At 58.6% G+C, this 23,767-nt stretch carries 21 protein-coding genes; 11 read left to right on the top strand and 10 right to left on the bottom strand.

The window, feature by feature from the left end:
- Positions 1–2: 2 nt before the first annotated feature.
- From FX982_RS11755 to FX982_RS11735, 5 genes are all read left to right on the top strand, one after another.
- On the top strand, positions 3–797 hold the full coding sequence (locus tag FX982_RS11755; protein ID WP_172610758.1) for a tetratricopeptide repeat protein: 795 nt from the start codon (positions 3–5) through the stop codon (positions 795–797).
- 258 nt (positions 798–1,055) lie between these two features.
- Positions 1,056–2,243: an alpha-xenorhabdolysin family binary toxin subunit A gene (locus FX982_RS11750; protein ID WP_172610757.1), complete on the top strand. Its 1,188-nt coding sequence runs from the start codon at positions 1,056–1,058 to the stop codon at positions 2,241–2,243.
- Positions 2,244–2,245: 2 nt separating this feature from the next.
- Complete coding sequence (locus FX982_RS11745; protein ID WP_172610756.1) at positions 2,246–3,244, top strand: alpha-xenorhabdolysin family binary toxin subunit B; 999 nt, start codon at positions 2,246–2,248, stop codon at positions 3,242–3,244.
- Positions 3,245–3,375: 131 nt separating this feature from the next.
- Complete coding sequence (locus FX982_RS11740; RefSeq protein WP_172610755.1) at positions 3,376–4,521, top strand: alpha-xenorhabdolysin family binary toxin subunit A; 1,146 nt, start codon at positions 3,376–3,378, stop codon at positions 4,519–4,521.
- A 97-nt stretch (positions 4,522–4,618) separates the two neighbouring features.
- Positions 4,619–5,395 carry a hypothetical protein gene (locus FX982_RS11735; RefSeq protein ID WP_172610754.1) on the top strand — a complete coding sequence of 259 codons (777 nt, stop codon included), beginning with the start codon at positions 4,619–4,621 and terminating at the stop codon, positions 5,393–5,395.
- 51 nt (positions 5,396–5,446) lie between these two features.
- Here the strand turns inward: FX982_RS11735 and FX982_RS11730 are convergent, their stop codons facing one another.
- A complete protein-coding gene (locus tag FX982_RS11730; protein WP_122534941.1) occupies positions 5,447–6,610 on the bottom strand; it encodes a type III PLP-dependent enzyme in 1,164 nt (387 codons plus the stop codon).
- 854 nt (positions 6,611–7,464) lie between these two features.
- On the opposite strand from FX982_RS11730, the gene FX982_RS24535 reads away from it, so the two are divergent.
- The 3 genes from FX982_RS24535 (at position 7,465) to FX982_RS11715 (ending at position 9,974) form a co-directional block, all read left to right on the top strand.
- The gene (locus tag FX982_RS24535) at positions 7,465–7,635 is read left to right on the top strand and encodes a hypothetical protein (protein ID WP_254074898.1); all 171 of its coding nucleotides are present in this window, start codon (positions 7,465–7,467) and stop codon (positions 7,633–7,635) included.
- A 3-nt stretch (positions 7,636–7,638) separates the two neighbouring features.
- A complete protein-coding gene (locus tag FX982_RS11720) occupies positions 7,639–8,973 on the top strand; it encodes an N-acetylmuramoyl-L-alanine amidase (RefSeq protein WP_172610753.1) in 1,335 nt (444 codons plus the stop codon).
- Positions 8,974–9,056: 83 nt separating this feature from the next.
- Positions 9,057–9,974 carry a hypothetical protein gene (locus tag FX982_RS11715; protein ID WP_172610752.1) on the top strand — a complete coding sequence of 306 codons (918 nt, stop codon included), beginning with the start codon at positions 9,057–9,059 and terminating at the stop codon, positions 9,972–9,974.
- Positions 9,975–10,034: 60 nt separating this feature from the next.
- Here FX982_RS11715 and FX982_RS11710 read toward each other — a convergent pair whose 3' ends face one another.
- Genes FX982_RS11710 through FX982_RS11695 form a run of 4 tightly spaced genes read right to left on the bottom strand, consistent with a single transcriptional unit; the run spans position 10,035 to position 13,576 of the window.
- Positions 10,035–11,204 (bottom strand): osmoprotectant ABC transporter ATP-binding protein OsmV, encoded by a 1,170-nt coding sequence (locus FX982_RS11710; protein ID WP_172613037.1) that lies wholly within the window; start codon positions 11,202–11,204, stop codon positions 10,035–10,037.
- An 11-nt stretch (positions 11,205–11,215) separates the two neighbouring features.
- Positions 11,216–11,869: an ABC transporter permease gene (locus tag FX982_RS11705; protein ID WP_065990219.1), complete on the bottom strand. Its 654-nt coding sequence runs from the start codon at positions 11,867–11,869 to the stop codon at positions 11,216–11,218.
- Positions 11,866–12,834 (bottom strand): glycine betaine ABC transporter substrate-binding protein, encoded by a 969-nt coding sequence (locus FX982_RS11700; protein WP_122623251.1) that lies wholly within the window; start codon positions 12,832–12,834, stop codon positions 11,866–11,868. The genes FX982_RS11705 and FX982_RS11700 overlap by 4 nt, the downstream gene beginning before the upstream one ends.
- 28 nt (positions 12,835–12,862) lie before the next feature.
- A complete protein-coding gene (locus FX982_RS11695) occupies positions 12,863–13,576 on the bottom strand; it encodes an ABC transporter permease (RefSeq protein WP_172610751.1) in 714 nt (237 codons plus the stop codon).
- Positions 13,577–13,909: 333 nt separating this feature from the next.
- Here FX982_RS11695 and FX982_RS11690 point away from each other — a divergent pair, with 333 nt between their 5' ends.
- The gene (locus FX982_RS11690; RefSeq protein ID WP_172610750.1) at positions 13,910–15,493 is read left to right on the top strand and encodes a peptide chain release factor 3; all 1,584 of its coding nucleotides are present in this window, start codon (positions 13,910–13,912) and stop codon (positions 15,491–15,493) included.
- Positions 15,494–15,628: 135 nt separating this feature from the next.
- Here the strand turns inward: FX982_RS11690 and ggt are convergent, their stop codons facing one another.
- Positions 15,629–17,296 carry a gamma-glutamyltransferase gene (gene ggt / locus FX982_RS11685; RefSeq protein ID WP_172610749.1) on the bottom strand — a complete coding sequence of 556 codons (1,668 nt, stop codon included), beginning with the start codon at positions 17,294–17,296 and terminating at the stop codon, positions 15,629–15,631.
- 122 nt (positions 17,297–17,418) lie between these two features.
- Positions 17,419–18,381: a DMT family transporter gene (locus tag FX982_RS11680; protein ID WP_172613036.1), complete on the bottom strand. Its 963-nt coding sequence runs from the start codon at positions 18,379–18,381 to the stop codon at positions 17,419–17,421.
- Between the two features lie 118 nt (positions 18,382–18,499).
- Here FX982_RS11680 and FX982_RS11675 point away from each other — a divergent pair, with 118 nt between their 5' ends.
- Positions 18,500–19,378 carry a LysR family transcriptional regulator gene (locus FX982_RS11675; RefSeq protein ID WP_172610748.1) on the top strand — a complete coding sequence of 293 codons (879 nt, stop codon included), beginning with the start codon at positions 18,500–18,502 and terminating at the stop codon, positions 19,376–19,378.
- Between the two features lie 4 nt (positions 19,379–19,382).
- On the opposite strand, the gene FX982_RS11670 is transcribed toward FX982_RS11675, so the two are convergent.
- The 3 genes from FX982_RS11670 to FX982_RS11660 all read right to left on the bottom strand — a co-directional run bounded on the left by FX982_RS11670 (position 19,383) and on the right by FX982_RS11660 (position 21,993).
- Complete coding sequence (locus tag FX982_RS11670) at positions 19,383–20,279, bottom strand: LysR family transcriptional regulator (RefSeq protein WP_172610747.1); 897 nt, start codon at positions 20,277–20,279, stop codon at positions 19,383–19,385.
- Between the two features lie 152 nt (positions 20,280–20,431).
- A complete protein-coding gene (locus FX982_RS11665; RefSeq protein WP_172610746.1) occupies positions 20,432–21,016 on the bottom strand; it encodes an NAD(P)H-dependent oxidoreductase in 585 nt (194 codons plus the stop codon).
- Between the two features lie 212 nt (positions 21,017–21,228).
- A complete protein-coding gene (locus tag FX982_RS11660) occupies positions 21,229–21,993 on the bottom strand; it encodes a sulfite exporter TauE/SafE family protein (protein ID WP_172610745.1) in 765 nt (254 codons plus the stop codon).
- Positions 21,994–22,254: 261 nt separating this feature from the next.
- Here FX982_RS11660 and argH point away from each other — a divergent pair, with 261 nt between their 5' ends.
- The gene (gene argH / locus FX982_RS11655) at positions 22,255–23,682 is read left to right on the top strand and encodes an argininosuccinate lyase (RefSeq protein WP_172610744.1); all 1,428 of its coding nucleotides are present in this window, start codon (positions 22,255–22,257) and stop codon (positions 23,680–23,682) included.
- Positions 23,683–23,767 lie beyond the last annotated feature (85 nt).

Below are 23,767 nucleotides of genomic sequence, written 5' to 3'. Positions count from 1 at the left end.
TCATGACCTGGAATCTGCGACGTGAAGAGGTGCTCGATGGCGACCAGTTGCGCGCCATGCTGGAAGAGAGCCCGGCCAGTGCCGCAAAGGCGATTCTGAGCGCGGCGCAGGCCAATATCGTCGACGCCCAGGCGCTGCTCGGACAGATATTGCTCGACGGTAGCGGCATCGAATGCGACCCGGCGCTGGCGCTGGTCTGGTTTCAGATTGCGGCCCGTCGCGGCCACGCCATGGCGCAGAACATGGCCGGCCGATGCCACGAGCATGGGTGGGGCTGCGAGCCGGACGCCGCAAAGGCTGCCGAGCATTATCGTCTCGCCGCCGAAGCCGGACTTGATTGGGGTTTTTATAACTATGGCAATCTTCTGGCAACCGGCCGTGGCGTCAATAAAGACCAGGCCCGCGCGTTGGCGTGTTACCGCAAGGCGGCAGAGCTGGGTCATGCGAAGTCGATGAACCTGGTGGGGCGTTATCTGGAAGAAGGTCTGTGCTGCGAGCGGGATCTTGCCGCTGCCCATGAGTGGTATAGACGGTCAGCGGAAGGTGGGGATTTTCGTGGGCAGTTTAGCCATGCGGGTGTACTCGCTGATCACGGGCGCATCACAGAAGCCGTCGGATGGCTGAAAACTGCCTTACAGAATGGCAATCTCAACTTCCTGCGGGTCATTCGCAAGATGCTCTTGCAAGCGCCCCATCCTCAGTTTCGAGCGCTGGCACTGGATTACCATGAGCGAGCAGCGCATTTGGGAAATGAAGCAGACGCAGCGCAATATCGTGCAGTACTGAACGCTATATAACCGCCAATTGTAAGTATCATTTTCCAGACACCGTTGCACAAGCAGCCCTGAATCGTGTTTACGCCCCCATTTCCGGGCATAACTCAGACGCTGTGCATATTCGGGCGGGAATCTTCCTACTTACTCAGACCGCCTTTCCTCTTTGACCGCCCCAAAAACAAAACTTACTCTCCCTCTTGTGCAGACCACTCAACCATTCTGCATCTGAAGTTTTTACTCACTTCAGACATTAACACGCATCATTAAAGGATTAATGATATGTCTCAACTTACGGAAAATCTCGTCACCGACGCAGCGAGTGATCCTGCGAGCCTTTTTGGTCTATCGGTAGCAACAACCGGGAGCGATACCCGGGACACCGGGCTGATCCTGACCAAAGAGCAAGTCAAAAACCTCAAGAAGTATGAAATCGCCGGCTTGGCCCTTCCTACCGATCTGGATAAAGTTATTGCCTATCTGGGTTACGAAAATGGCGCGGGTGTTGGCCTTGACGCCGTTGACTTCCAGCAGACGTTCAAGCTCGTCAACGGCCACGCCAGACTGTGGAATCCGTTGCGCACTGACCTGCTGACCGTTAACACCAAGCTCGTGGTGTTCGCCGGCTCCATGCAGGTCTATGGCGTAAGCATGAACGATGTATTCGATGACATAGAAACATTGGGCTTGATCGAAAAATACAACATTAAAACACTTGAAGATCTGCGCAAAGTCGAACTTGAGCTGGGAATAAAATTCCCCGACATTGAAGCTGAGGATCGCAATGACCTGGGTTATTACCTGGATCAGATACTCAAGAAAGTGAATGAACAAGAGGCCGAAGCGCTTGTCATCAAAGGGCGCCTGGATTCATTCGGCCTACAATTGGCTCAGCAGGTTGGCCCTGCCATCAAGCTCAAATTGTCGATCATCGACAACAACGCCCTGAGCAGTGAAATCAAGGCGCTTCAGGTGCAGATCGATAACCGTGCGTTGGCCATTGAAGAGAAGAACAAAGAATACAAAGAGCTGGTCAAACAGGCCATCGGTGCAGTCGTTGGCAATCTGGTCATGCTGATTTACTCCAGCGTTCAGGCCGAGAAAATCCGAAAGGAACGCAACACGCTCACCGAAGCGCAGGAAAAAGATATCGCGCTGATGGCGAAGAAAAACCAGATCCTGGCGTCGTTGGGTCGTATACGGATGGACTTCCAGAACCTCGATCTGATTGTGATCGATGCCGACATCGCTACCAAAAACCTGATCAATGTCTGGAATTCGTTAGGCACGTTCATCGCTGCTTCCGCGACTGAGGTCGGCGGCATCCACGACGGACTGTCCATGCGCAGGTTCCGTAACCAATTCAATCTGGTGGTTGAACCGTGGAAAACCATCGAAGTAGATGCCAAAAAGTTAGAACGCGTGTTTGCAGAAGCAGACCGCGAATTCAGGGAAGAGTACGGAGTTTAAAAATGAATAACATTTCTCAATTTCCAGGCAACCCCGATTACCCGGAGCTGGACGTTCCAGCGTTCAAGCAGGCAAAAGCCAAAGCAAGCGATGCAACCATTGAAGTGAAGAGGCTCTTCATCCAGACACAATACCTGCCGTCGTTGCACAGCCGAGTCTCTGAACTGGACCAGGCAATGGGTAACGCTGACGCCAGCCTTCGAGAGACCGCTCAATCGCTGGACACCGTTTTAGGTATCCAGGTGGGTACCCTCAGAGAACTTCAAAAGGAGTTCCAGAGCGCGCGCGAGTCTGACAGGGAAGAAATCATCGAAGACATCGTCCTTCGGATTCAGAGCATCCTGGACACCGTGGGTAAGGGCGAGCTGACGCTCCAAGACCTGATCCCGGCCATGGCAAGCCCGATTGATCGAGCGGCCACGGGCAACTACATCACGCAGCTTGAAGCCGATCAGGCGCGCTTGCCGGCAGAAGTACTGGAGATCAAAGAACGGCAGGACGCGCTGGAAGCAAAACGCAAAGCGCTGACTGACGCAATGGCATTGATCGAAGCCAAGGGATTTACCGAACTGGCCAAAGACACAGCGCTGACGGCTCAGGAACTGGTCAAAGTGGGCATGACCCCACCCCAGTTGATCGCCGTCGAGGCCGCAATCGCCCTTGCGCAACAGATCCTGGAACGGGCCGAAAGCCTGATCAACTACCTGAATATGGTTGAAGCCCGTAACACCCTGCGTAAACAGATTGATGATCTCATCAACAGCACTTATGCAAAGACCAGTGAGTTGCGTCTGGTCACGTTGAAAAAAGAGCTGATCACGGAGAGCTACAGTTTCGACGACCAGCGAGCGCAATACATCGCCGAGTTCGGGAAATGCGTCACAGCCATGCGCTCCTTCCTCACCACTCGCAACGACGTGGACGGTGGCGATCAGGACGCGGTCGCTCAGTTCAGCGTAGACGCACTGTCGCTGGCAAAATACCTGAAAGTCATGGCCTGATTCGTCTGCCAATGCGCGACAGCGCAGGCCGGGAAGTACAACGAGTGCTCTTCCCGGCCCGCTACGCGAAGCGCCTGACTCAAGTCAGGCCTCCCCTTCCACGCACTTCATCTCATTAAAGGATTAACGATATGAAAGCATCCGGAGCAATGGACGACGCTCCCGTTCGCGATGAGAAACTTGACCTGGCAGAGCGCCTGCCTGGCACTCTGATTTCCGCAGCAGCGGGCACGGCAGAAGAAGTGATTCGTGCGCCAGGACTCATCCTGACCGAAGCACAACTGATTGACTTAATGCGCTATGCAACCCACGGCCTTGCGCTTCCAACCAGACTTAAAGATGTTGTCTGGTATCTTGGCTATGAGACAGGCGCCGGACTGAACCTTGAAGCCAGGGATTTTCAGGAAAGTTTCAACCGCATCCACCTTCATGCCATGCAATGGAATCCACTTCGAACCGACCTGATGAACGTCGGCAGCGAGTTGTGGGTATTCGCCGATCAGATGCAAGTTTACGGAAACGGCGTAAGGCAGCTCTATGACGAAATCAAGTCAAAGGCTGCCGAGACGCTTGACCCGGAAGATCACCAGGATTTTCAGCATTACATTGAGCAGGTCGCAGCGCTCGTGCTGGAACGTCGCAGTACAACCGAGGCACTCAAGGGTAGGCTCGATGCCTTTGCGCACGAGTTGTCGACAACAGTGATGCCCGACGTGCAGCTTAAGCTGCGGAGCATCGACACCAACAATGTATCGACTGAAATCAGAACGCTGAACGACGCCATCAACAGACGCGCCGCAGAGATTGAAGAAAAGCAGCAGGAATACAAGACGCTGATCCAGAAGTCGGCGGGGGCAAGTTTTCCCCTGATCGGTCTGGGTATTTACAACCACAGCGAAGCAGACGAAGTGCGCAAAAAGATCAGTGCATTGCGCCAGGATCAAGAGAACAGCATTGGTTTACTGGGGCAGAAAAACAAAATTCACGCGTCACTGCAGCGCGTGCGTCATGACCTGCATGATCTGAGCCTGGTCATTCTGGATGCCGACATTGCTACACAGAACATGGTTGTCGTGTGGAACGGCCTTCATATCTACCTGACCCACTCGATTCAAGAGGCGGGCAAAATTGATAGCGCGTTGTCTCTGCGCCGTCTCATGAACGCTTTCAATCTGGTGGCTGAACCCTGGGGCCAGATTAAGCGGGATGCGGACACGTTGCTCAAAGTCTTCAAAGAGGCAGACCTTAAGTTCCGCAGAAATTATGGACATCAATGACATAGGTAATTCGAAGATTTTCGATCTGGCAACATGCTGCGCCACGTCGCAGTGGCGACGCATCGAGTTCGCACAGTAACGCCATGGAGGGCAAAAAATGACAACACATCTCATCGAATACGACGACGTCGCTTATCTGGGATTCAACATCGGCTATCTGGAAAAGCTTCCCGAATATATCGAAGCCTTCAAAATCAAACTCGATTTGGTGCCTGAGGCCGAATACGGCAAATACATGGAGCCCGTGATGGATCAGACCGTCGCCGCCGCGCGGAAAGGCAGCCCGTTCTGGTCCGCCAGGGCGAAGCAGATTCGCGCGCTCCATGAGGACACCAAAAAGACACTGACCGACATGATCACAGTGTTGGACAGCAATCCGTTTGACAGCCGAATCGCGCAGCTCACCCAGGATACGCTGCGCCACGGGGCCGAGTTCAAGCGGCAACAGGAAGAATGCGAGGGCATCATCGAATGCGCCATGCAGACCATTCCTCGGTTCATGGACTTCATGAACGTTAGAACGTATGAATACGCGGAAAGAAAAGGGCTGCTGGTCAAAGGACAATCCAGCAAAGTACCGCAAACGCTGAGCAGCGCGATCACGGACGAAAGCAGTCTTGCTTCGGCGAGAAGCAGCCTGGAATGGCATCGTCGCGCCTACAACACGACGATCCTCTCGGCGGGGAATATAGGGGCCTATTGTTCGCGGCTTTCCGGCCTCCTGAACGCCACCGTCCGGGAAATCCAGGCGCTCAAGGCCAATCAGCCCGCTCGGGGCATGGCGGTATCCTGTCAGTCAGCGGCCAGCTCCGCACGCGAGGCCCAGCGCCTGATCCATCACACCTTCGACAATATCCTTCGATTCAGTATTTGAGCCGCATAAAAACGGCCCCCACTGGGTGCCGTTTTCTCATTACGCTGACCTTTATACGTAGTAAGACTTCAGCGGCGGGAAGCCGTTAAATTCCACAGCGCTGTAGCTGGTGGTGTACGCACCCGTGGACAGCCAGTACAAACGATCACCGATGGCCAGGTTCAATGGCAGGCCGTACTTGTAGTTTTCGTACATGATGTCGGCGCTGTCGCAGGTCGGGCCGGCAATAACCACTTCTTCCACTTCGCCTTTCTTCTCGGTCCAGATCGGGAACTTGATGGCTTCGTCCATGGTTTCGATCAGGCCGGAGAACTTGCCCACATCCGTGTACACCCAACGCTCGACAGCAGTGCGGGATTTACGCGACACCAATACCACTTCGCTGACCAGAATACCGGCGTTGGCGATCAACGAACGGCCCGGCTCCAGAATAATTTCCGGCAGGTCATCACCGAAGTCTTCTTTCAGGTAGCGAATGATTTCTTCAGCGTAGGTTTCCAGGCTGTTGGTGCGGGTGATGTAGTTGGCCGGGAAGCCGCCGCCCATGTTGATCAGCTTGAGAACGATGCCGTCTTCTTCTTTCAGACGCTCGAAGATCACTTTCACTTTGGCGATCGCGGCGTCCCAGACGCTGATGTCACGCTGCTGCGAACCAACGTGGAACGAGATGCCGTAAGGGACCAGGCCCAGTTCACGGGCAAGGATCAGCAGGTCCATCGCCATGTCGGTCTGGCAGCCAAACTTGCGTGACAGCGGCCAGTCAGCCGTGGTCGAGCCTTCGGTGAGGATGCGCACGTAGACTTTCGAGCCCGGCGCAGCCTTGGCGATGTTGCGCAGGTCGGCTTCGGAGTCGGTGGAGAACAGACGCACGCCCTTCTCGTAGAAGTAGCGAATGTCTCTGGATTTTTTGATGGTGTTGCCGTAGCTGATGCGATCCGGGCTGACACCGCGATCCATCACCTTGTCCAGCTCGTAGATCGAGGCGATGTCGAAGCTCGAGCCCTTGTCCTTCAGCAGGTCGATGATTTCGACCGCCGGGTTGGCTTTAACCGCGTAATACACTTTGGCAAATTCGAAGCCTGCACGCAGGTCGTCGTAGGCCTTGCTGATCATCGCGGTGTCGATGACCACGAACGGGGTTTCTTGCTTGTCGGCAAACGCCTTCATTTTATCGAAGGTGCTTTTCTCGAAATAATCTTCGACCTGGATCGACATGCGGGGACTCCTGTTGGCAAACGGTAAAAAACAATGGGTGTGAGCGCGCGGCTCGTGAACGTCCTCCGTATCCCCACTTTGGTTCGCCTACTTCCCAAGGCTGCTCGGCCGAAAGCAAAAAGGCCATCCGGTGACAGGTCACGGCTGGCCTTGCTGTCTCGTCGTCAGTACTTGAGCCGGATGGATCGTTTCCAGCATGGACGTTCGGCGCGAACTGTAGGACCTGAGGGGCCGGAGATCAACTAAAAATGTCGCGTTTCTGCCCGTTTTTGCCAGACGGGAATCCGCGCACGTTCAATCAACCCGTAGTAACCGACCGACATGACAGGGTGATGTTCCCGGTGGGTGGCAAATGGGCAATCCGTCACGAAAGCCACCTGTCCGTCAGACATCGGCTACCTGATCACCCGAAATGCCCTACGCACCGGATCTCTCTCCCCCACGTATCCCATTGATCCTGATCACTAGGGTTGGCGTCCAATCGCCTCGCACGAACTGTGCGAGGAGCTGGATCAACCTGACCAAGGATCAAAGTCATACACAAGACTGCCTATTCCCCGCTGTACAACAATGACGTCACCTCCGAGTACCTGCGTGATCTGGATCGACCGCCCTTTTCGGAAGAGGCGCTGACCACGTTCAGTCCGGCAGCGCTGGCTCAGGTGAGAGAGAGTGAGGCTTACAAGCAAGCCCACCCCTGCACCGGCATTTTCCGAGTGGCGGCGGAAGGCAGCCAGACCCGCGATGGCGGTGTGATCGTGAGAGGCGCCCTTGGCGTGGAGTTCAGACTGGCGGACGGAAGCAAGGTCGCAGGTGCTCGCGTCGGTGACTGCGCCGTTTACCCCGATGGCACCATGGCCCAGGTCGTCACTGGTGCAGGAAAGGCGAACAGCCAAATGGCGCTGGTGGGCAGCCGCTTGAGCAACGGCGACGAGATCATCAACACGTCGCAGGGTTCTCTTCTTCTGCTCCAGCGCAAGGATGTCGCCTGGCCGGATGACTTTCTGCCCGACGTGGAGAATTGAAGCATGAAAATCTTCGATATCAACGGCCGGGAGCAAGGCCTCGACGGCGACCTAACCACCACCGGCGCCATCTGCCACGCCAGCCTTGTTCAAACTTCGCTGGAAGATGGCCGCATGGCATTGCGGCTCGGCGACAAGACCAGCTCCTGCGGCGTGTGTGGGCAAGTTGGCGAAATTGTCGAAGGGGACGACAGCTTCACGTGGGATGGCATTCCGACCGCCGTGCACGACGCGCTTGTATTGTGTGCATGTCCGCCGGGCACCAATCGATTGATTGCCTCGCGGTCAGGACGCGCGGGGGCCAGTCGAGCGGCACCGGACGCCGCTGCGGCGCCACACCCCACTATGCCCACGCCGAATACCCCGTCTTCTCTTTATCCACACACCACTCCGGCGCCGGGGAAAGTCTTCGCCCGTGCGTTCGCCATCCGCGACAGCGAAACGGGGCAGCCCCTCGCGAACCGCACATTCACGGCGACGGTGGATGGTCAGCAAAAGTCAGGTACCACCGACAGCAACGGAATGGCGCGCGTTGAGGGTTCTTCAGCAGATTCTGTCGTTTCCCTCCACGTCATGTTCCGCTCGCCCGCGCGCGAGTTGAACGAGCTTGCGGGAATGACGACGCGGGAAGTGACCACTACGACGCGGGTCGAGACGTTGATCCACGGGGACACGCCCAAGCCCATGGTGATCACCGTGAATGATCGGGCCGCGACGCGCGACGCGATCATTCGGAAGGTGCGTGAGTTGGGGCATGGGTTTGTTGAGCGGTCGGAGTGGCATGCGCAGCCGCCTAAAAAGCCGTTGGACCGTGACTGGGATTACACAATGATTGCGCTTCATCACGCTGGAAGGAGTTATTCGTGTGGTGTGGGGAATGAGCAAATGCTGGACACTCAGGCGAAGCAACAAGGCAAGATATTTGACGACTTCAGTTACCACTTTGCAATTGATTGTGCGGGCATCATTTACGAAGGAAGGGACATTCGCTTCAAAGGCGAGCATCTAATTCTCTATAACTCGAATGCCATCGGCATCGTCTTGTTGAACAACTTGACGACCGAGGAGGAAGGGGCTGACTTCATTGCAAAGGCCCGAATCACTTTGAATCATATCGGGCTCAGCACTACCAACGAACTCCCCATCCCTCAAAAGAGCGCAACTATAAACCTGATCACCGCACTGAAAAGCGCGTTCTCGATTAATTTCTTCGGCGGCCATAGGGAGTTTCCTCGTCAAGACACAAAAGAAGCCAAAATCTGCCCAGGAAACATTGGGATGGGTTTCGTTAACGTGGTACGCGCCACCACCGGCCTACACAGACCACTACGAGAATAAAAATATCACCTTCTATCAGTGCTCACTCAAAACCAAAAAACACATACAACCGAACCTCACATCTACGGCGCATTGACTCGCTTATGACCAAATCCATACCACTAGGCCTGACTACACTAATCCTATTTGTATTCAGCAATGCCATGATGATGAACTACATCACTTACAAGCAAAACGTGGACCTGGCACCCATCGTCCTTGCCAGCGTCGCATCGCTGGCATCTATCATCATAGCGTTACCCTTGTTCCTGTTTAACCGCGCGCCGCTACTCACTGCTGTCTATTCAAAAAAACTGATCAAGCCTTACCTCTGGATCACCTTGTTCACGTTTACCTGCTGGACCAGCGGCTATACCGCCTTGTTAAATCTCAACCCCGCCGCCTTTGCCGCCATCGCCCTATCCGTCAGCGCGCTCATTATGGCTTTGACGGACGTACAAAAGCCGGGAAGGCTGGGCATAGTCGGCTTTATGCTTAAATTGGGCACAGTTTGGGTGCTGTCGACTTCATATAGCTCAGTAATACAAGGCGCAGGCCTACATGATGACTACGAGCTAGAAACAGGCGTGACGTTTTCAATAACGTGCGGCATCTCGCTTTATCTCATCGGACTCATAACCAAGCGACTCAACGATCTCGGCCAACCCTTTCACAAGATACTGGCACGTCGATCATTGTTTGCGTTCCTAGTGTGCGCAACGATCGGATTGCTGGATGGCGCCCTCGTGACCATCGTATCTGAGGCGCCTCAGTTGGCGGCGCTGACGGTGCTCTTCCTGTTCTTGATGCAATCAGCACTTGTGCTGTCCATAAGAACAATCAGCCAACCTATCCTGACGGTGGGTTTTGCTGGGACCGCCGTTTACACGCTGATCGCGCAGCTAGCGTTTTTTCAACAGTCCGTTGACTCACTCATGGTCATCACGATTTTGGGGAACGCCTTGGGCTTGGTCCTCATGTCGTTCGTGCAGACCAGGAGCAAGCTGACGTGTCAGCGGTGACGAGTCAGCGGCACCACCGTCAAAAAAGGCCCGGGCACCAAAGCACCCAGGCCATTCACCTCAAGCCGAAGCAGCCTGCTCCACCAACTCCGCCGGCGAAACAATGCTGGTCTTCATCCCGCGCGACTGGCCGGAACTCAGGTACGCCGCGATTGACTCCTGCGTCACTTCACCCAGGAACACATTCTCGGCATCCAGCACCGGCAGCCACGAGCGGTTGAACTCGTACATGCGCGACAGCAGGATGCGCAGGTGCTCGTCGTAGGCGGCGGTGGCGTTGAATGGGCGCAGGTATTGGTCGCAGGTGCCGGCCTGGCGGTGCAGGTCGCGGCGGCGGACGTAGCCCATCGCCTTGTTTGCGGCATCGGTGACCACCACATAGCGGCGGTCGTTTTCGTCCATGATTTCCAGCGCATCGGCGACGGGCGTTTCCGGGCTCACGGATGGCGCGTTGTCCGCGGCGTCTTCGGCCTTGACCAGCAGCAGGCGCTTGAGCGTGCTGTCCTGGCCCACGAAGTTGCTGACGAAATCATCCGCCGGGTGCGCCAGCAGCGTGTCCGGATGGTCGATCTGCAGCAGCTTTCCGGCGCGAAAGATGGCGATCTTGTCGCCCAGTTTGATGGCTTCGTCGATGTCGTGGCTGACCATGATCACGGTCTTGTTCAGCGCGCGCTGCATCTCGAAAAACTCGTTCTGGATCATCTCGCGGTTGATCGGGTCGACCGCACCGAACGGCTCGTCCATCAGCAGCAGCGGCGCGTCTGCCGCAAGCGCACGAATCACGCCGATCCGCTGTTGCTGACCACCCGACAACTCGCGTGGATAGCGATGCAGGTATTGCTTGGGTTCCAGCTTGATCATGCTCATCAGTTCGCGGGCACGGTCGTGGCACTTCTGCTTGTCCCAACCCAGGAGCTTGGGCACGACCACGATGTTTTCTTCGATGGTCATGTTGGGGAACAGGCCGATCTGCTGAATCACGTAGCCGATGTTGCGGCGCAGGGTGACCTCGTCGAGACCGGTGGTGTCCTCGCCGTTGATCAGCACTTTGCCGGAGGTCGGCATGATCAGCCGGTTGATCATTTTCAGCGTTGTACTTTTGCCGCAACCCGACGGACCCAGGAACACGCAGATCTCGCCTTCATTGACGGTCAGGCTCACTGAGTCGACGGCCTTCACTTCCTTGCCGTTGCTCTGGAAAGTCTTGGTGAGGTTCTGCAGCTCAATCATTTGTTTGGCGATCATTTCAGGAGTCCTTTTGGAGTCAGCGAGCGTTGCAGCCATTGCAGAAGCAGGTCGGCGAAGATGGCCAGAATGCTGACCAGAACGGCGCCGACGATCAGCATCGACATATCGCTGCGGCTGATGGAAGCGAGGATGAGTACGCCCAGACCGCCCGCGCCGATAGTGGCGGCGATGGTCATGACACCGATGTTCATGACCACGGCAGTGCGTACGCCAGCGAGGATCACCGGCACGGCGATCGGCAGTTCAACCATGCGCAGGCGCTGGCCGAAGGTCATGCCGATGCCCTTGGCGGCTTCACGGATGCCGGGCTCGACGCCGGTGAGCGCCAGATAGGTGTTGCGCATGATCGGCAGCAGTGAGTAGAGAAACACTGCGGTGATCGCCGGCATCGGGCCGAGGCCCTGACCGAACTTGGAGTAGAACGGCAGCAGCAAGCCGAACAGGGCAATCGACGGGATGGTCAGCAGCACCGTGGCGCTGGCCTGCAACGGACCGGCGAGGGTCGGAAAGCGCGTCATCAACACGCCCAATGGCACGCCAACCACGATCGCCAGCGTCACCGCGATGCCGACCAAGGTGATGTGTTGCAGCGTCAGGTGCATGACCTGATTCCAGTCCAGATGGGAGAAAGCGCTGAGGAAACTCATGGTTTCTCCTCCTGTTTTGCCGCTGGCGCCGGTGGGACCGGCACGCTGTCGGCGGAAGGATTGATTGGATGCTCGCGCAGGAATTCAGCCGCCACCACGGTAGGACTTTCGTGGTCGACGTCGATGCGCGCGTTCAGCGTGCGCATGGTCTGGTTATCCAGCAGCGCGGCGAGGGGCTTGAGCAAATCGGCCAGTTCCGGGTGCTTGTCCAGGTATTCTTTGCGAATGACTGGCGCCGCGGTGTAGTCCGGGAAGTAGTGCTTGTCGTCCTCCAGAACCTTGAGTTTGAACGCGTTCAGACGGCCGTCGGTGGTGTAGACGAGCCCTGCAAAAACCTGCCCGTTGCGCAGCGCGGTGTAGACCAGGCCAGCGTCCATCTGACGGGTGTTTTCACGCCCCAGGTTCATGCCGTAATGCTTGACCATGCCCACCAGCCCGTCGGAACGGTTGGCGAATTCGGTGTCCAGCGCGACGATGTGACCCTTGTCGGCCTCGGCCTTCAGCACCGTGGTCAGGTCAGACATGTTGTTGACCTGCGGGTACTGCTGGGCAATTTTGTCCGGCAGCGCCAACGCATAGGTGTTGTTGAACTTGGACGGTGACAACCAGACCAGCCCCTTCTTGGCGTCCAGCTCCTTGACGCGCTGATAGGTCTGATCGCTGTCGAGCTTTTCGTCGACATGGTTGTAGGCAACCAGCGACACGCCGGTGTACTCCCACAGCAGATCCAACTGGCCGGTTTCCTGGGCACTGCGCGCCAGGTTGCTGCCAAGGCCGCCAGTGATCTGAACCTGATAGCCCTTGTCGCGCAGGTATTGCGCCGTCAGTTCGGCGAGCATGGTCTGTTCGGTGAACACCCGCGCGCCGATGCGCAGCACGGGCATTTCGGCCGGTGCATCCGCGGCCTGGACGAAACCGGACAGCAACATCCCGACGCCCATGATTAATGTGCATAACTTCTTCATAGCAATTCCTTTCTCAGCGGGGCTCGATTTATCGAGCCAGGCCGCGTTCCAGCCAGAGACGGCTTGCCAGGGTCACGGCGCCATCGAGCAACAGCGCGAGCAACGCGGTACACGCGGCGCCCAGCACCAGTTGCGGCTGATTGTTCAGGGCGATGCCGGGGAAAATCAGGCTGCCCAGGCTGTTCGCGCCAATGAGGAACGCCAGCGGCGCGGTCCCGACGTTGATCGCCAGGGCCACGCGCACGCCGCCGATGATGATCGGCACGGCATTGGGCAGCTCGACGCGCCACAACACCTGGCGCGGTGTCATGCCAATGCCGCGAGCAGCTTCTTTAAGGGAACCCTGAACGTTTTTCAGGCCTTCGTAGGTGTTGCGCACGATGGGCAACAACGAAGCGAGGAACAAAGCGAAGATCGCCGGACCGCTGCCGATGCCCAGAATACCCAGAGCGATGGCCAGCACGGCGAGAGGAGGAACGGTGTTACCGATGTTGAAGATCTGCATGAAGCGTTCGGCGCGGCCAACCATGCTCGGTCGGCTAAGGACAATGCCGGTCGGGATCCCGACCACCAGTGCCGCCAGCATCGAAGCCAGCACAAGCCAGACGTGGGCTTGCAGATAAAACAGCAGATCATCCTGATATTGCCTGATGGTACTGATGCCGATCCATTGGACCAGCAGGGCCAGGAGTGCGATGACAATCACACCTCCCAACAGCCCCTTGCCATAGCGATTTGCCACGGGCGGACTCCTTATTTCAGTCGGCGAACGTCTGGCGTGGAACTGGCCTCTTCAGGCAGCACGCGAACGTTCGCGAAGAGCAGCGGGTGGGTCGCCGGAAAGGTTGATACCTCGGCGAAAACACAAGCCATGAGCGCAGCTTCGTCAAGCTAACTTGCTGATTTTGCAACCCTTGGCGTGTAGCGATACCAGGGAATGGACGTCTCCTTAACCGCAAAGGTTCCCACGTGCGATGGTATCTGGCCACCCCTTATCGACTGAACGGTTCGGTTATTGCTCTGGTTTGGGCTATAATCGCCGCCCTTTTTTGAATCACCTCTCGGGCGATTTCCCATGACCAGACAGGCCGCCGAAGTCGCGAAACGCCGCACTTTCGCCATCATTTCCCACCCCGATGCGGGTAAGACCACCATCACTGAAAAGCTGTTGCTGATGGGCAAGGCCATTTCCGTCGCCGGTACAGTGAAGTCGCGTAAATCCGACCGTCACGCCACCTCCGACTGGATGGAAATGGAGAAGCAGCGCGGCATTTCCATCACCACCTCGGTCATGCAGTTCCCGTATCGCGATCACATGATCAACCTGCTCGACACCCCGGGCCACGAAGACTTCTCCGAAGACACCTACCGCACGTTGACCGCCGTCGACTCGGCGCTGATGGTGCTCGATGGCGGTAAAGGGGTTGAGCCCCGCACCATCGCACTGATGGACGTCTGCCGCCTGCGCGACACGCCGATCGTGAGCTTCATCAACAAGCTTGACCGCGACATTCGCGACCCGATCGAGCTGCTCGACGAGATCGAAGCGGTCCTGAAGATCAAGGCCGCGCCCATCACCTGGCCGATCGGTTGCTACCGCGACTTCAAGGGTGTGTATCACCTCGCCGACGACTACATCATCGTGTACACCGCCGGTCATGGTCATGAGCGCACCGAGGTGAAAATCATCAAGAAGCTCGACTCGGACGAGGCCCGCGCCCACCTGGGCGATGAGTACGATCGCTTTGTCGATCAGCTGGAACTGGTTCAGGGCGCCTGTCATGAATTCAACCAGCAGGAATTCCTCGACGGCCAGCTGACGCCGGTGTTTTTCGGTACGGCACTCGGCAACTTCGGGGTCGACCATGTGCTCGATGCCGTGGTCGACTGGGCGCCGAAGCCACTGGCCCGCGTCGCCAACGAGCGCACGGTAGAGCCGGTCGAGGAAAAATTCAGCGGCTTCGTGTTCAAGATCCAGGCGAACATGGACCCCAAGCACCGCGACCGCATCGCGTTCATGCGCATCTGTTCGGGCAAGTACGACAAGGGCATGAAAATGCGCCATGTGCGCACCGGCAAGGACGTGCGCATCGGTGACGCGCTGACGTTCTTTTCCAGCGAGCGTGAACAATTGGAACAAGCCTACGCCGGCGACATCATCGGCCTGCACAACCACGGCACGATTCAGATCGGCGATACGTTCAGCGAAGGCGAGGCCTTGGGCTTCACCGGCATCCCGCACTTTGCCCCTGAGCTGTTCCGTCGCGTACGCCTGAAGGATCCGCTGAAATCCAAGCAGCTGCGTCAGGGTCTGCAGCAGCTGGCCGAGGAAGGCGCCACGCAGGTGTTTTTCCCGCAGCGCAGCAACGACATCATCCTCGGCGCCGTCGGTGTGCTGCAGTTCGATGTGGTCGCCAGCCGCCTGAAGGAAGAATACAAGGTCGAATGCGCCTACGAGCCGATCACCGTGTGGTCAGCCCGCTGGATCGACTGCAGCGACAAGAAGAAGCTCGAGGAATTCGAGAACAAGGCGGTGGAAAACCTGGCAGTGGACGGCGGCGGTCACCTGACCTACCTCGCCCCCACCCGGGTCAACCTGGCCTTGATGGAAGAGCGCTGGCCCGACGTGAAATTCCGCGCGACGCGGGAGCATCACTAAGGCTCATCACCGTCTAGTGATCGTTCCCACGCTCTGCGTGGGAATGCCGCTACTGACGCTCCGCGTCAGCCAACTGCGGACGCGGAGCGACCAGGGATGCATTCCCACGCGGAGCGTGGGAACGATTAGTTCCCCCTACTTCACCACCATCCCCACGCCCCGCCCGCGCGGATCGGACGCAGTTTCGACTTTCGTGCCGTCGATCTTGATCGCCTGCACATTGCCCATCGACCAGCCCTGATCCTTCAATGTGTAACCCATGGCGGTAAGCTCGTCGGCCACCGGGGTTGCCAGCGGTGCAAATTTCTCGGTGTAGATCGTGTCTTTCGGCAGCAACTGGTGATGAACCCGCTGCGCCGCGACGGCGTCTTTCAGCGGCATGTGGAAGTCATAGATATTGTTCAGCACCTGAAACACCGTGGTGAAAATCCGTGAGCCACCCGGCGTGCCCAGCACCAGCGTCACTGCGCCGTCGCGGGTGACCAGGCTGGGGCTCATTGACGACAACATGCGCTTGCCGGGCTGGATGGCGTTGGCATCCCCGCCCACCACGCCGAACGCATTGGCAACGCCCGGCTTGGAGCTGAAATCATCCATCTCGTCGTTCAGCAAAAAGCCTGCGCCCTTGACCACCACGCCGCTGCCGTAATCCCAGTTCAGGGTGTAGGTGTTGCTGACCGCGTTGCCCTTGGCATCGACGATGGAAAAATGCGTGGTCTGGTGCGACTCAAGCCCGGCCTTCACGTTCTCCGTGGGCGAAATTGCCGTCGGGTTGACCTCGTGGGCGCGCTTGGCCAGATAGGCGTTGTCGGTCAGCTGATTCACCGGCGCCACGGAAAAGTCCGGATCACCCAGGTAGTTGGCGCGATCGGCGAACACGCGCTTTTCAATTTCTGCCAACAAGTGGATGTAGCGCGCCGAGTTGAGCGGCACGTCTTTGAAATCATCGGAAAGCAGCTGCTTCATGCCAATCAGTTGCGCCAGCGCAATGCCGCCGGAACTGGGCAGCGGCGCGGTATAAAGCGTGTTGCCGTTGAAATTCACGTGCAGCGGCTTGCGCCAGATCGCCTTGTAATCCTGCAGGTCCTCTTTGGTGATCAGGCCGTTGTCGTGCTGCATCTGCGACACCAAAAGGTCAGCCGTCTGCCCTTGGTAAAACTCATTGGCACCCTTGTTGGCGATGCGTTCCAGGGTCTTGGCCAACTCAGGTTGGCGGAAGGTCTCGCCGGTCTTCATGTCGCCGAAGTAATCGGCAAAATTGGTTTTGCCGTTGAGCTCCTTGATCGCTTCGGCACCATACATGTACTGCTTGTCAGCGACCTTGAAACCATTTTTGGCGTAACCAATGGCCGGCGTCAGCAGCTCGGCCCACGGCAGCTTGCCGAATTTCTGATGGGCTTCCCACAGCCCCATCACCGTGCCGGGAACGCCTGAAGCACGTGCGCCCACCAGGCTCATGCCCGGGATAACCTCACCCTTGTCGTCCAGGTACATGTTGCGCGTCGCCGCTTTTGGCGCGGCTTCGCGGTAGTCAAGAAAGTACGGTCGGCCGTTCATGAACAGGGTCATGAAGCCACCGCCGCCGATGTTGCCCGCTTCCGGGTAGGTGACCGCCAGGGTAAACGCCGTGGCGACCGCAGCGTCGACTGCGTTCCCGCCCTTTTTCAGAATCTGCGCAGCGACCTGAGCACCGTATTGGTCCGGGGCCGCAACGGCGCCGCCTTCCAGTACCACGGCATACACTGGCGAACTCGCGGCGAAGATCACCGACAGGGCAAGGGTTTTGAAGGTCACTGCACGCATGGGGCTTCCTTGATGACAAATGCGACAGCTTGAAACTGATGGGCTGTCTGGAGGCTGAAGAGACTAACGGTCCGGCTGCACATTAATGATGAAACTTGCCACAAACGCAAACAGCCAGGCCCCTAAACCGGGGCACGCTCAGGTTCATCCCGGACGGGAAACACCACCGCCCTCTCCCGCCGCAGATTGAGCGCCAAGACACTCGCCAGCACCACAATGGAGCCTACGATGACTCGCTGCGAAGGCAACTCGCCCAGCATCACCGAGGCAATAGCGATGGCCATCGGCGGCGTCAGGTACAAACTCATCGACGCACGGCTGACGTCCATATGCTTCAAGACGTACGCCCAGGCCAGGTACGCCAGTGCGCTCGGGAACAGCCCCAATACCCCCACAGCCACATTGACCCGCAGCGGCGCGTTGAGGATCTCGCCGATCAGCCCCGGCAGGTAAACCAGCAGAAACACCGTGCCGGCCCAGACCGTGTAACAGACCATGGTCAGGCCGTCGTAGCGGTGGCTGTGACGCTTCTGCAGCGAGAAATACACGCTCCAGGAAAACGCCGCCGCCAGAATCAGCAGCCCGCGTGCGTCCATGTGGCCGATGCCGCGATCACCGGTGACGACAATCGCGGCGCCCATCAGGCCGAGGGCCACACAGCCCCAACGCCAGGCGCTGACCCGCTCTTTGAACACGAAATGCGCCAGCAGCGCGGTAAACAATGGCGTCGACTGCACCAGCACGCTGGAAGCCCCGGCACTCACCCCGGCCTGGCCAAAGTTGAGGGCGATGTGATGCAGGCTAACGGCGAAGAAACCCAGCACCGCGAGCAACGGCAGGTCCTTCAGGCGCGGCAACGTGATGCGTTGCGATGAGGCGATTAGCAGCATGAACACCGACGCGATCAGAAAACGAAGCAGCGCCAGATGCCCTGGATCGTAGGCTTGCAAACCGATACGAATGCCGGTTGGCGAGAAGCCCCAGCAGGCGACCACGAAGAACGTGGCAAAGGCGATTTTCAGCCCTTGCCAAGGCACCGCACCATTAACCGCGATATCCGAATCAACAACCGGCTCAGCCACCATGCGCATCTCGATACTCCCGCCGACAAGCCCGACGCCTGCCCATGGCTGCGAGTATCGAAACAACTTATGCTCACCACAACCGAACAATAATGACTCAACCCCTCACTTTTGGTGATGAATGGAACTGGCTCAGATTCGCATGTTCAAGACCGTTGTCGACACCGGCAGCATTGCCCGCGCTGCGGAGGTGTTGCATTGCGTGCCATCGAACATCACCGCGCGGATCAAGGCGCTGGAGGCGGAGTTGAGCACCGAGCTGTTTTACCGCCAGGGCCGCGGTTTGCGCATCAGCCCGGCGGGGGAAATCTTCCTGACCTACGCCGGCAAAATGCTCAGCCTCGCCGACGAAGCCAAACGCGCGGTGCATCCGGATGCGGCGCCATCCGGGCCGTTGCGCATTGGCGCCATCGAGTCCTCGGCCACGGCGCGGCTGCCGAGACTGCTGGCGCGTTTTCATGCGCGTTACCCACAAGTGTCGCTGGAGCTGACCACCGGCACCGGCACGCAACTGCTCGACGCGACGCTCAACCAGAAGCTCGATGGCGCCATTGTTGCCATCGACGTCAAACGCCCACGGCTCAAGCGCACGTCGATGTACCGGGAGGATCTGGTGCTGATTGCGGCAGAGTCGTTGGGGCCGATTTCCAGTGCCGCAGATCTGCAGGGCAAATCGATTTTCATGTGGCCCGAGGGCTGCCCTTACCGCGCAGCGCTTGAACGCTGGTTGCAGAACGACGGCCAGACCCAGCCCATCGTCAGCATCGCCAATTACGGCACCATCGTCGGTTGCGTCAGCGCCGGGGCCGGGGTGGCGCTGGTGCCCAAGGGGGTTTATGAGCAGTACCGGAAAGGCTCGGGCTGGGTCGGTTATGAATTCCCTGAACTGACCTCCATCGACAACCTGTTTTACTGGCACGAGAGCGCCGAGCATCACCCGGCGCGGGAGGCGTTTGTGGAGATGTTGCGGGCGGAGTTCAGCGGGGTGGGCGAGGCGTGACGCGTCAGGCGGCGTACACCGCCAGTTTCTCCTGAATGAAATCCAGAAAGCACTGAATCCGCAACGCCAGCTGCGAGTTGCGGTAGTAAACGGCGTGGATCGGCTGGCGATAGCCGCTGTTGGCCTGGGGCAGAATGACGTTAAGGCGGCCCTGGCGGATGTCTTCGTGGGTCATGAAGTGCGACAGGCAGACGATGCCCTCACCCGCCAACGCCAACTGGCGCAACGTCTCGCCACTGGAAGCGGAGACCGTCGGCTGAATGAACAGCCGATCCCCGTCGGGGTGGCGCAACGGCCAGTGATTGAGGGTTTCGGTCTGGGTGAAGCCGAGCAGCGAATGTCCGCTTAGCGCCTCCACGGTTTTCGGCGTGCCGTGTTTTTCGAGGTATTCCGGGCTGGCGAGGATGTTCAGCGGGCTGCTGCCGAGTGGCCTTGCGTGCAGCGTGGAATCGGCCAGCACGCCAATGCGGATTGCTACATCGGTGCTCTGTTCCAGCAGATCAATGATCAGATCATTGCTGTTCAGCTCCAGCTGGATGTCCGGGTACCGCGCGCGAAACTCCGCGACGTACGGAACAATGGAATGCAACATGAAGGGCGAGGCCGCGTTGATCCGCAAGCGGCCGGAGGGTGTCTGCTGGCGCACCGACATGCGCTCTTCCAGCTCTTCCATCTGATCCAGAATCTGCCTGGCCCGCTCGAGGAAATACTTGCCCTCCTCGGTCAGGTCCATGCGCCGGGTGGTGCGGTTGATCAACGTCGTGCCCAGCTTGCCTTCCAGTCGCGACAGCGTGCGGCTGATCGCCGAGGGCGTCTGCCCGACCTGCTCGGCAGCGGCGGAAATCGAACCGCTCTCGATCACCGTGACAAACACCTGCAACTCATCCGACCTGGCTTTCACTGTGGTCTCCCGCTCACAAGAGACTGGATATTAGCGCGCTTGGGGGCGAGCTATAAGCTGCAAGCTGCAAGCTACAAGCTGCAAGCCGTAAGTGAGCCGTGAGCCGTGAGCTTGAAGCTTGCCGCTTGCCGCTTGTAGCTCGCTCCTCCCCCTCACATCCCGAACACCGACCCCAAGTGCGCTTCATACCGCTTCACGTCTGCGTCGACATTCGGCATCTTCATCACGTCCACGGCCAGGAAGGTTGGAAGGCCGGTCATGCCCAGGAACTGGTTGGCCTTGTGGAACGGGAAGTACACGGCATCCACGCCCTTGGCTTCGAAGAAGTCGGCCGGGTCGTCGAACGCTTGCTGCGGCGCATTCCAGGTGGCCGAAATCATGTATTGCTTGCCGTGCAGCAAGCCGCCGCTGCCGTACCGCCGGGACGCATCGGAACGGGTGCGACCGTCGTTGGCGTACAGGCTGCCGTGACCTTCGGTGAACACTTCGTCGATGTACTTTTTCACCGTCCACGGCGCGCCCATCCACCAGCCCGGCATCTGCCAGATGATCACGTCAGCCCAGAGAAACTTCTGCACTTCCTCGGCCACGTCATAGCCACCGTCGATGAAAGTCTGCTGCACGTCAAACCCGGCGCGGTCCAGAAACGCCATGCCGGCTTCATGCAGGGTGGAGTTGTAGCGGCCATCGGAATGCGCGAATTGTTTGCCGCCGTTCAGGAACAGTACTTTTTTCATATCAAGCCTCGTCCGCCGTCAATGCAGCCCGCGGTTCAGCGGCACTGGATTGAGGGTCTTCAATTGGAATGGACGGCAGAATATCGGTTGCATCAGGCGCGAATAAGCCGGGGGCGGGCAAAATACCTTTGCGTGCCAATCACGAATGAAACGCTGATTCATGAATCCAGGTTGTCGCGCACGCAGATGAACGTTTTAGCCGGAGCGAGTATTCAGCCAGCAATCATCAGGTGCGCACCCAGCAGCGCCATGCCGATAAAGAACATTCGCTTGAACACCAATGCGCTGATGCGCTGGCGCAGCCATTGACCGAACATCATGCCCAGCAACGCGGGAAGCAGCGCCAGCAATGAGGCGCCCATTTCGGCGCTGCCCACCGCCCCGTTCCAGAACAGACCGGCGCCCAGCGCCAGGGTAGAGACGGTGAAGGACAGCCCCAGCGCCTGCACCAGTTCATTGCGATCCAGCCCAAGGCCCTGAATGTAGGGCACCGCCGGAATGACGAAAACGCCGGTGGCCGAGGTGACCAGGCCGGTGATGAAGCCGCACAACGGCCCGAGCCAGTCCTCCGCAGCGGACGGCACTTTGAGCGTCGGCAGAAACAAGCCGCATAACGCGTAGACAAACAGCGCGCCGCCCAGCGCCCGCGCCATGCCGTGCCCGTTGCCGAGGCCCAACGCGTATGAGCCGAGCAGCGTGCCGATGACGATCATCAACAGCAACGGCCACAACCGCACGCACAATCCGCGCAGATGCCCGCCGGTTGCCAGCTGCCAAAGGTTGGTGAGTGTCGAGGGGATCAGCAGCAACGCCGCCGCCTGGCTTGGCAGCATCATCACCCCCAGCAGGCCCATCGCAACCGTCGGCAGCCCCATGCCGATCACGCCCTTGACCGTCCCCGCCAGCAGAAACGTCAGCAGCGCCAGCGCTGACAAGGTCCAGCCAAGGTTCTGATAGAGCGATAGAAAATCAGTCATGGGCGCATCCTGCGATAGGTCGACGATGGGCAACAACGAGCGTTGCAATCGGCGCCACTTCACCACATTCCGGCGCCTGAGGTAATGGAAAAAATGCTCAGCACCACGCTTCTGCTCAGCAGGCCGAACCAGACAGCTTTCCATTTCTGCCAACCCGACTTGCCATTTGTGACGTTTCATCGGCAGCGGGTTTTTCCTAGGATCCCCTGACGTCGCCGACGCCTGGCTCGCCAGCCATCACATGTTTGAGGGGGAATGCTTATGTCCGATGCAACTGAGCGTCTGTGGGGCGCGCGCTTTAAATCAGCGCCAGCCGAAGCGATGGCCAACCTGTCACGCTCGCCCGCCGTCTATTTCCGCATGACGCCCTATGACGTCGCGGGGTCCAAGGCCCACGCCCATGAACTGGAGCGCGCCGGTTTGCTGGATGCCGACGAAACGCGGCGCATCATCGAGGCGCTGCAATCGATCGACGAGGACTTTTCCGCCGGCACGATTCAGCCCATTCCCGCCGACGAGGACGTACACACCTTCATCGAGCGCCTGCTCACTGAACGCCTCGGCGCACTGGGCGGCAAGCTTCGCGCCGGACGCTCGCGCAACGATCAGACGGCCAACGACATGCGGCTGTTTCTGCGTGACCGCATTCGCGTGCTGACCCTATCGATACTTGATCTGCAGCAGGCGTTGGTGGGTCAGGCCGAAGCGCACATCGACACCATCGCGCCCGGTTTCACCCACTTGCAGCAAGCGCAGCCGATTGTCTTCGGTCACCATTTGATGGCGCACGCCCAGGCGATTCATCGTGACATCCAGCGCCTGCAGGATTGGGATCAGCGCTTTAACCTGTCGCCCCTCGGCGCCGCCGCCATGGCCGGTTCCGCCATCGCCCGCGACCCGCAACGTTCGGCGGCGGAAATGGGCTACGCCGGCCCGTGTGAGAACTCCATCGACGCCGTCGCCAGCCGCGATCACGTGGCCGAGTTTCTGTTCTGCGCGAGCATGCTGGGGATCAACATTTCGCGCATGGCCGAGGAGTTCTGCATCTGGACGTCGCGACAGTTTCGCTGGGTCGAGCTGGACGATGCCTACGCCACGGGCAGCTCGATCATGCCGCAGAAGAAGAACCCGGACATCGCTGAACTGGCTCGGGGTAAATCCGGTCGGTTGATCGGCTCGCTGACAGCGATTCTGTCGGTGCTCAAGGCGCAGCCGCTGTCGTACAACCGCGACTTGAGCGAAGACAAACACGCGATCTTCGACGCGCTGGACACGCTGAATCTGGTGCTGCCCGCTTTCGCCGGCATGGTCCGGACGATGACGGTGCGCAAGGACGAATTGCTGCGTCAGGCGCCATTGGGTTTTACCTTGGCGACGGAGATTGCGGACTGGCTGGCCGTTCGCGGCGTGCCGTTCAAGGAAGCCCACGAGATCACCGGGCAACTGGTTCAGCTGTGCGAGACGCAGGACATCGGGCTGCCGGAGTTGACGCCAAAGATGCTCGCCGACACCGACCCGCGCCTGACGCCGGAGGTGCTGGAAAGCCTGACCTTGGAAGCTGCACTGGCGGCGCGCAGTGGGTGGGGCGGGACGTCACCGGTGCGAGTGGCCGAGCAAATCGCGCGGTTCAAACAGCAATTGGTAGCGCAAGAGCAGTGGGCCAAAGATTACAACGGCCCGCGGGCCTAGTTCTCGGTGGGACTGCGTACATTTAGTGGGACCGGCTTTAGCCGGGAAGGCGTCGGATGTCACGCCGCGAAATTGCGGTGTTTGT

Origin of the sequence: Pseudomonas graminis, from assembly GCF_013201545.1 — a bacterium.
Classification (GTDB): domain Bacteria; phylum Pseudomonadota; class Gammaproteobacteria; order Pseudomonadales; family Pseudomonadaceae; genus Aquipseudomonas.
This window is presented reverse-complemented; position numbering and strand designations above follow the sequence as displayed.

Bases quoted from the DNA above. Each gene is read 5' to 3' on its own strand.
- FX982_RS11715 (WP_172610752.1), top strand. From the start codon at position 9,057: ATGACCAAATCCATACCACTAGGCCTGACTACACTAATCCTATTTGTA.
- FX982_RS11740 (WP_172610755.1), top strand. From the start codon at position 3,376: ATGAAAGCATCCGGAGCAATGGACGACGCTCCCGTTCGCGATGAGAAA.
- ggt (WP_172610749.1), bottom strand. From the start codon at position 17,296: ATGCGTGCAGTGACCTTCAAAACCCTTGCCCTGTCGGTGATCTTCGCC.
- argH (WP_172610744.1), top strand. From the start codon at position 22,255: ATGTCCGATGCAACTGAGCGTCTGTGGGGCGCGCGCTTTAAATCAGCG.
- FX982_RS11690 (WP_172610750.1), top strand. From the start codon at position 13,910: ATGACCAGACAGGCCGCCGAAGTCGCGAAACGCCGCACTTTCGCCATC.
- FX982_RS11745 (WP_172610756.1), top strand. From the start codon at position 2,246: ATGAATAACATTTCTCAATTTCCAGGCAACCCCGATTACCCGGAGCTG.
- FX982_RS11675 (WP_172610748.1), top strand. From the start codon at position 18,500: ATGGAACTGGCTCAGATTCGCATGTTCAAGACCGTTGTCGACACCGGC.
- FX982_RS11710 (WP_172613037.1), bottom strand. From the start codon at position 11,204: ATGATTGAGCTGCAGAACCTCACCAAGACTTTCCAGAGCAACGGCAAG.
- FX982_RS11750 (WP_172610757.1), top strand. From the start codon at position 1,056: ATGTCTCAACTTACGGAAAATCTCGTCACCGACGCAGCGAGTGATCCT.
- FX982_RS11700 (WP_122623251.1), bottom strand. From the start codon at position 12,834: ATGAAGAAGTTATGCACATTAATCATGGGCGTCGGGATGTTGCTGTCC.
- FX982_RS11730 (WP_122534941.1), bottom strand. From the start codon at position 6,610: ATGTCGATCCAGGTCGAAGATTATTTCGAGAAAAGCACCTTCGATAAA.
- FX982_RS11720 (WP_172610753.1), top strand. From the start codon at position 7,639: ATGAAAATCTTCGATATCAACGGCCGGGAGCAAGGCCTCGACGGCGAC.
- FX982_RS24535 (WP_254074898.1), top strand. From the start codon at position 7,465: ATGGCCCAGGTCGTCACTGGTGCAGGAAAGGCGAACAGCCAAATGGCG.
- FX982_RS11660 (WP_172610745.1), bottom strand. From the start codon at position 21,993: ATGACTGATTTTCTATCGCTCTATCAGAACCTTGGCTGGACCTTGTCA.
- FX982_RS11665 (WP_172610746.1), bottom strand. From the start codon at position 21,016: ATGAAAAAAGTACTGTTCCTGAACGGCGGCAAACAATTCGCGCATTCC.
- FX982_RS11755 (WP_172610758.1), top strand. From the start codon at position 3: ATGACCTGGAATCTGCGACGTGAAGAGGTGCTCGATGGCGACCAGTTG.
- FX982_RS11735 (WP_172610754.1), top strand. From the start codon at position 4,619: ATGACAACACATCTCATCGAATACGACGACGTCGCTTATCTGGGATTC.
- FX982_RS11680 (WP_172613036.1), bottom strand. From the start codon at position 18,381: ATGGTGGCTGAGCCGGTTGTTGATTCGGATATCGCGGTTAATGGTGCG.
- FX982_RS11705 (WP_065990219.1), bottom strand. From the start codon at position 11,869: ATGAGTTTCCTCAGCGCTTTCTCCCATCTGGACTGGAATCAGGTCATG.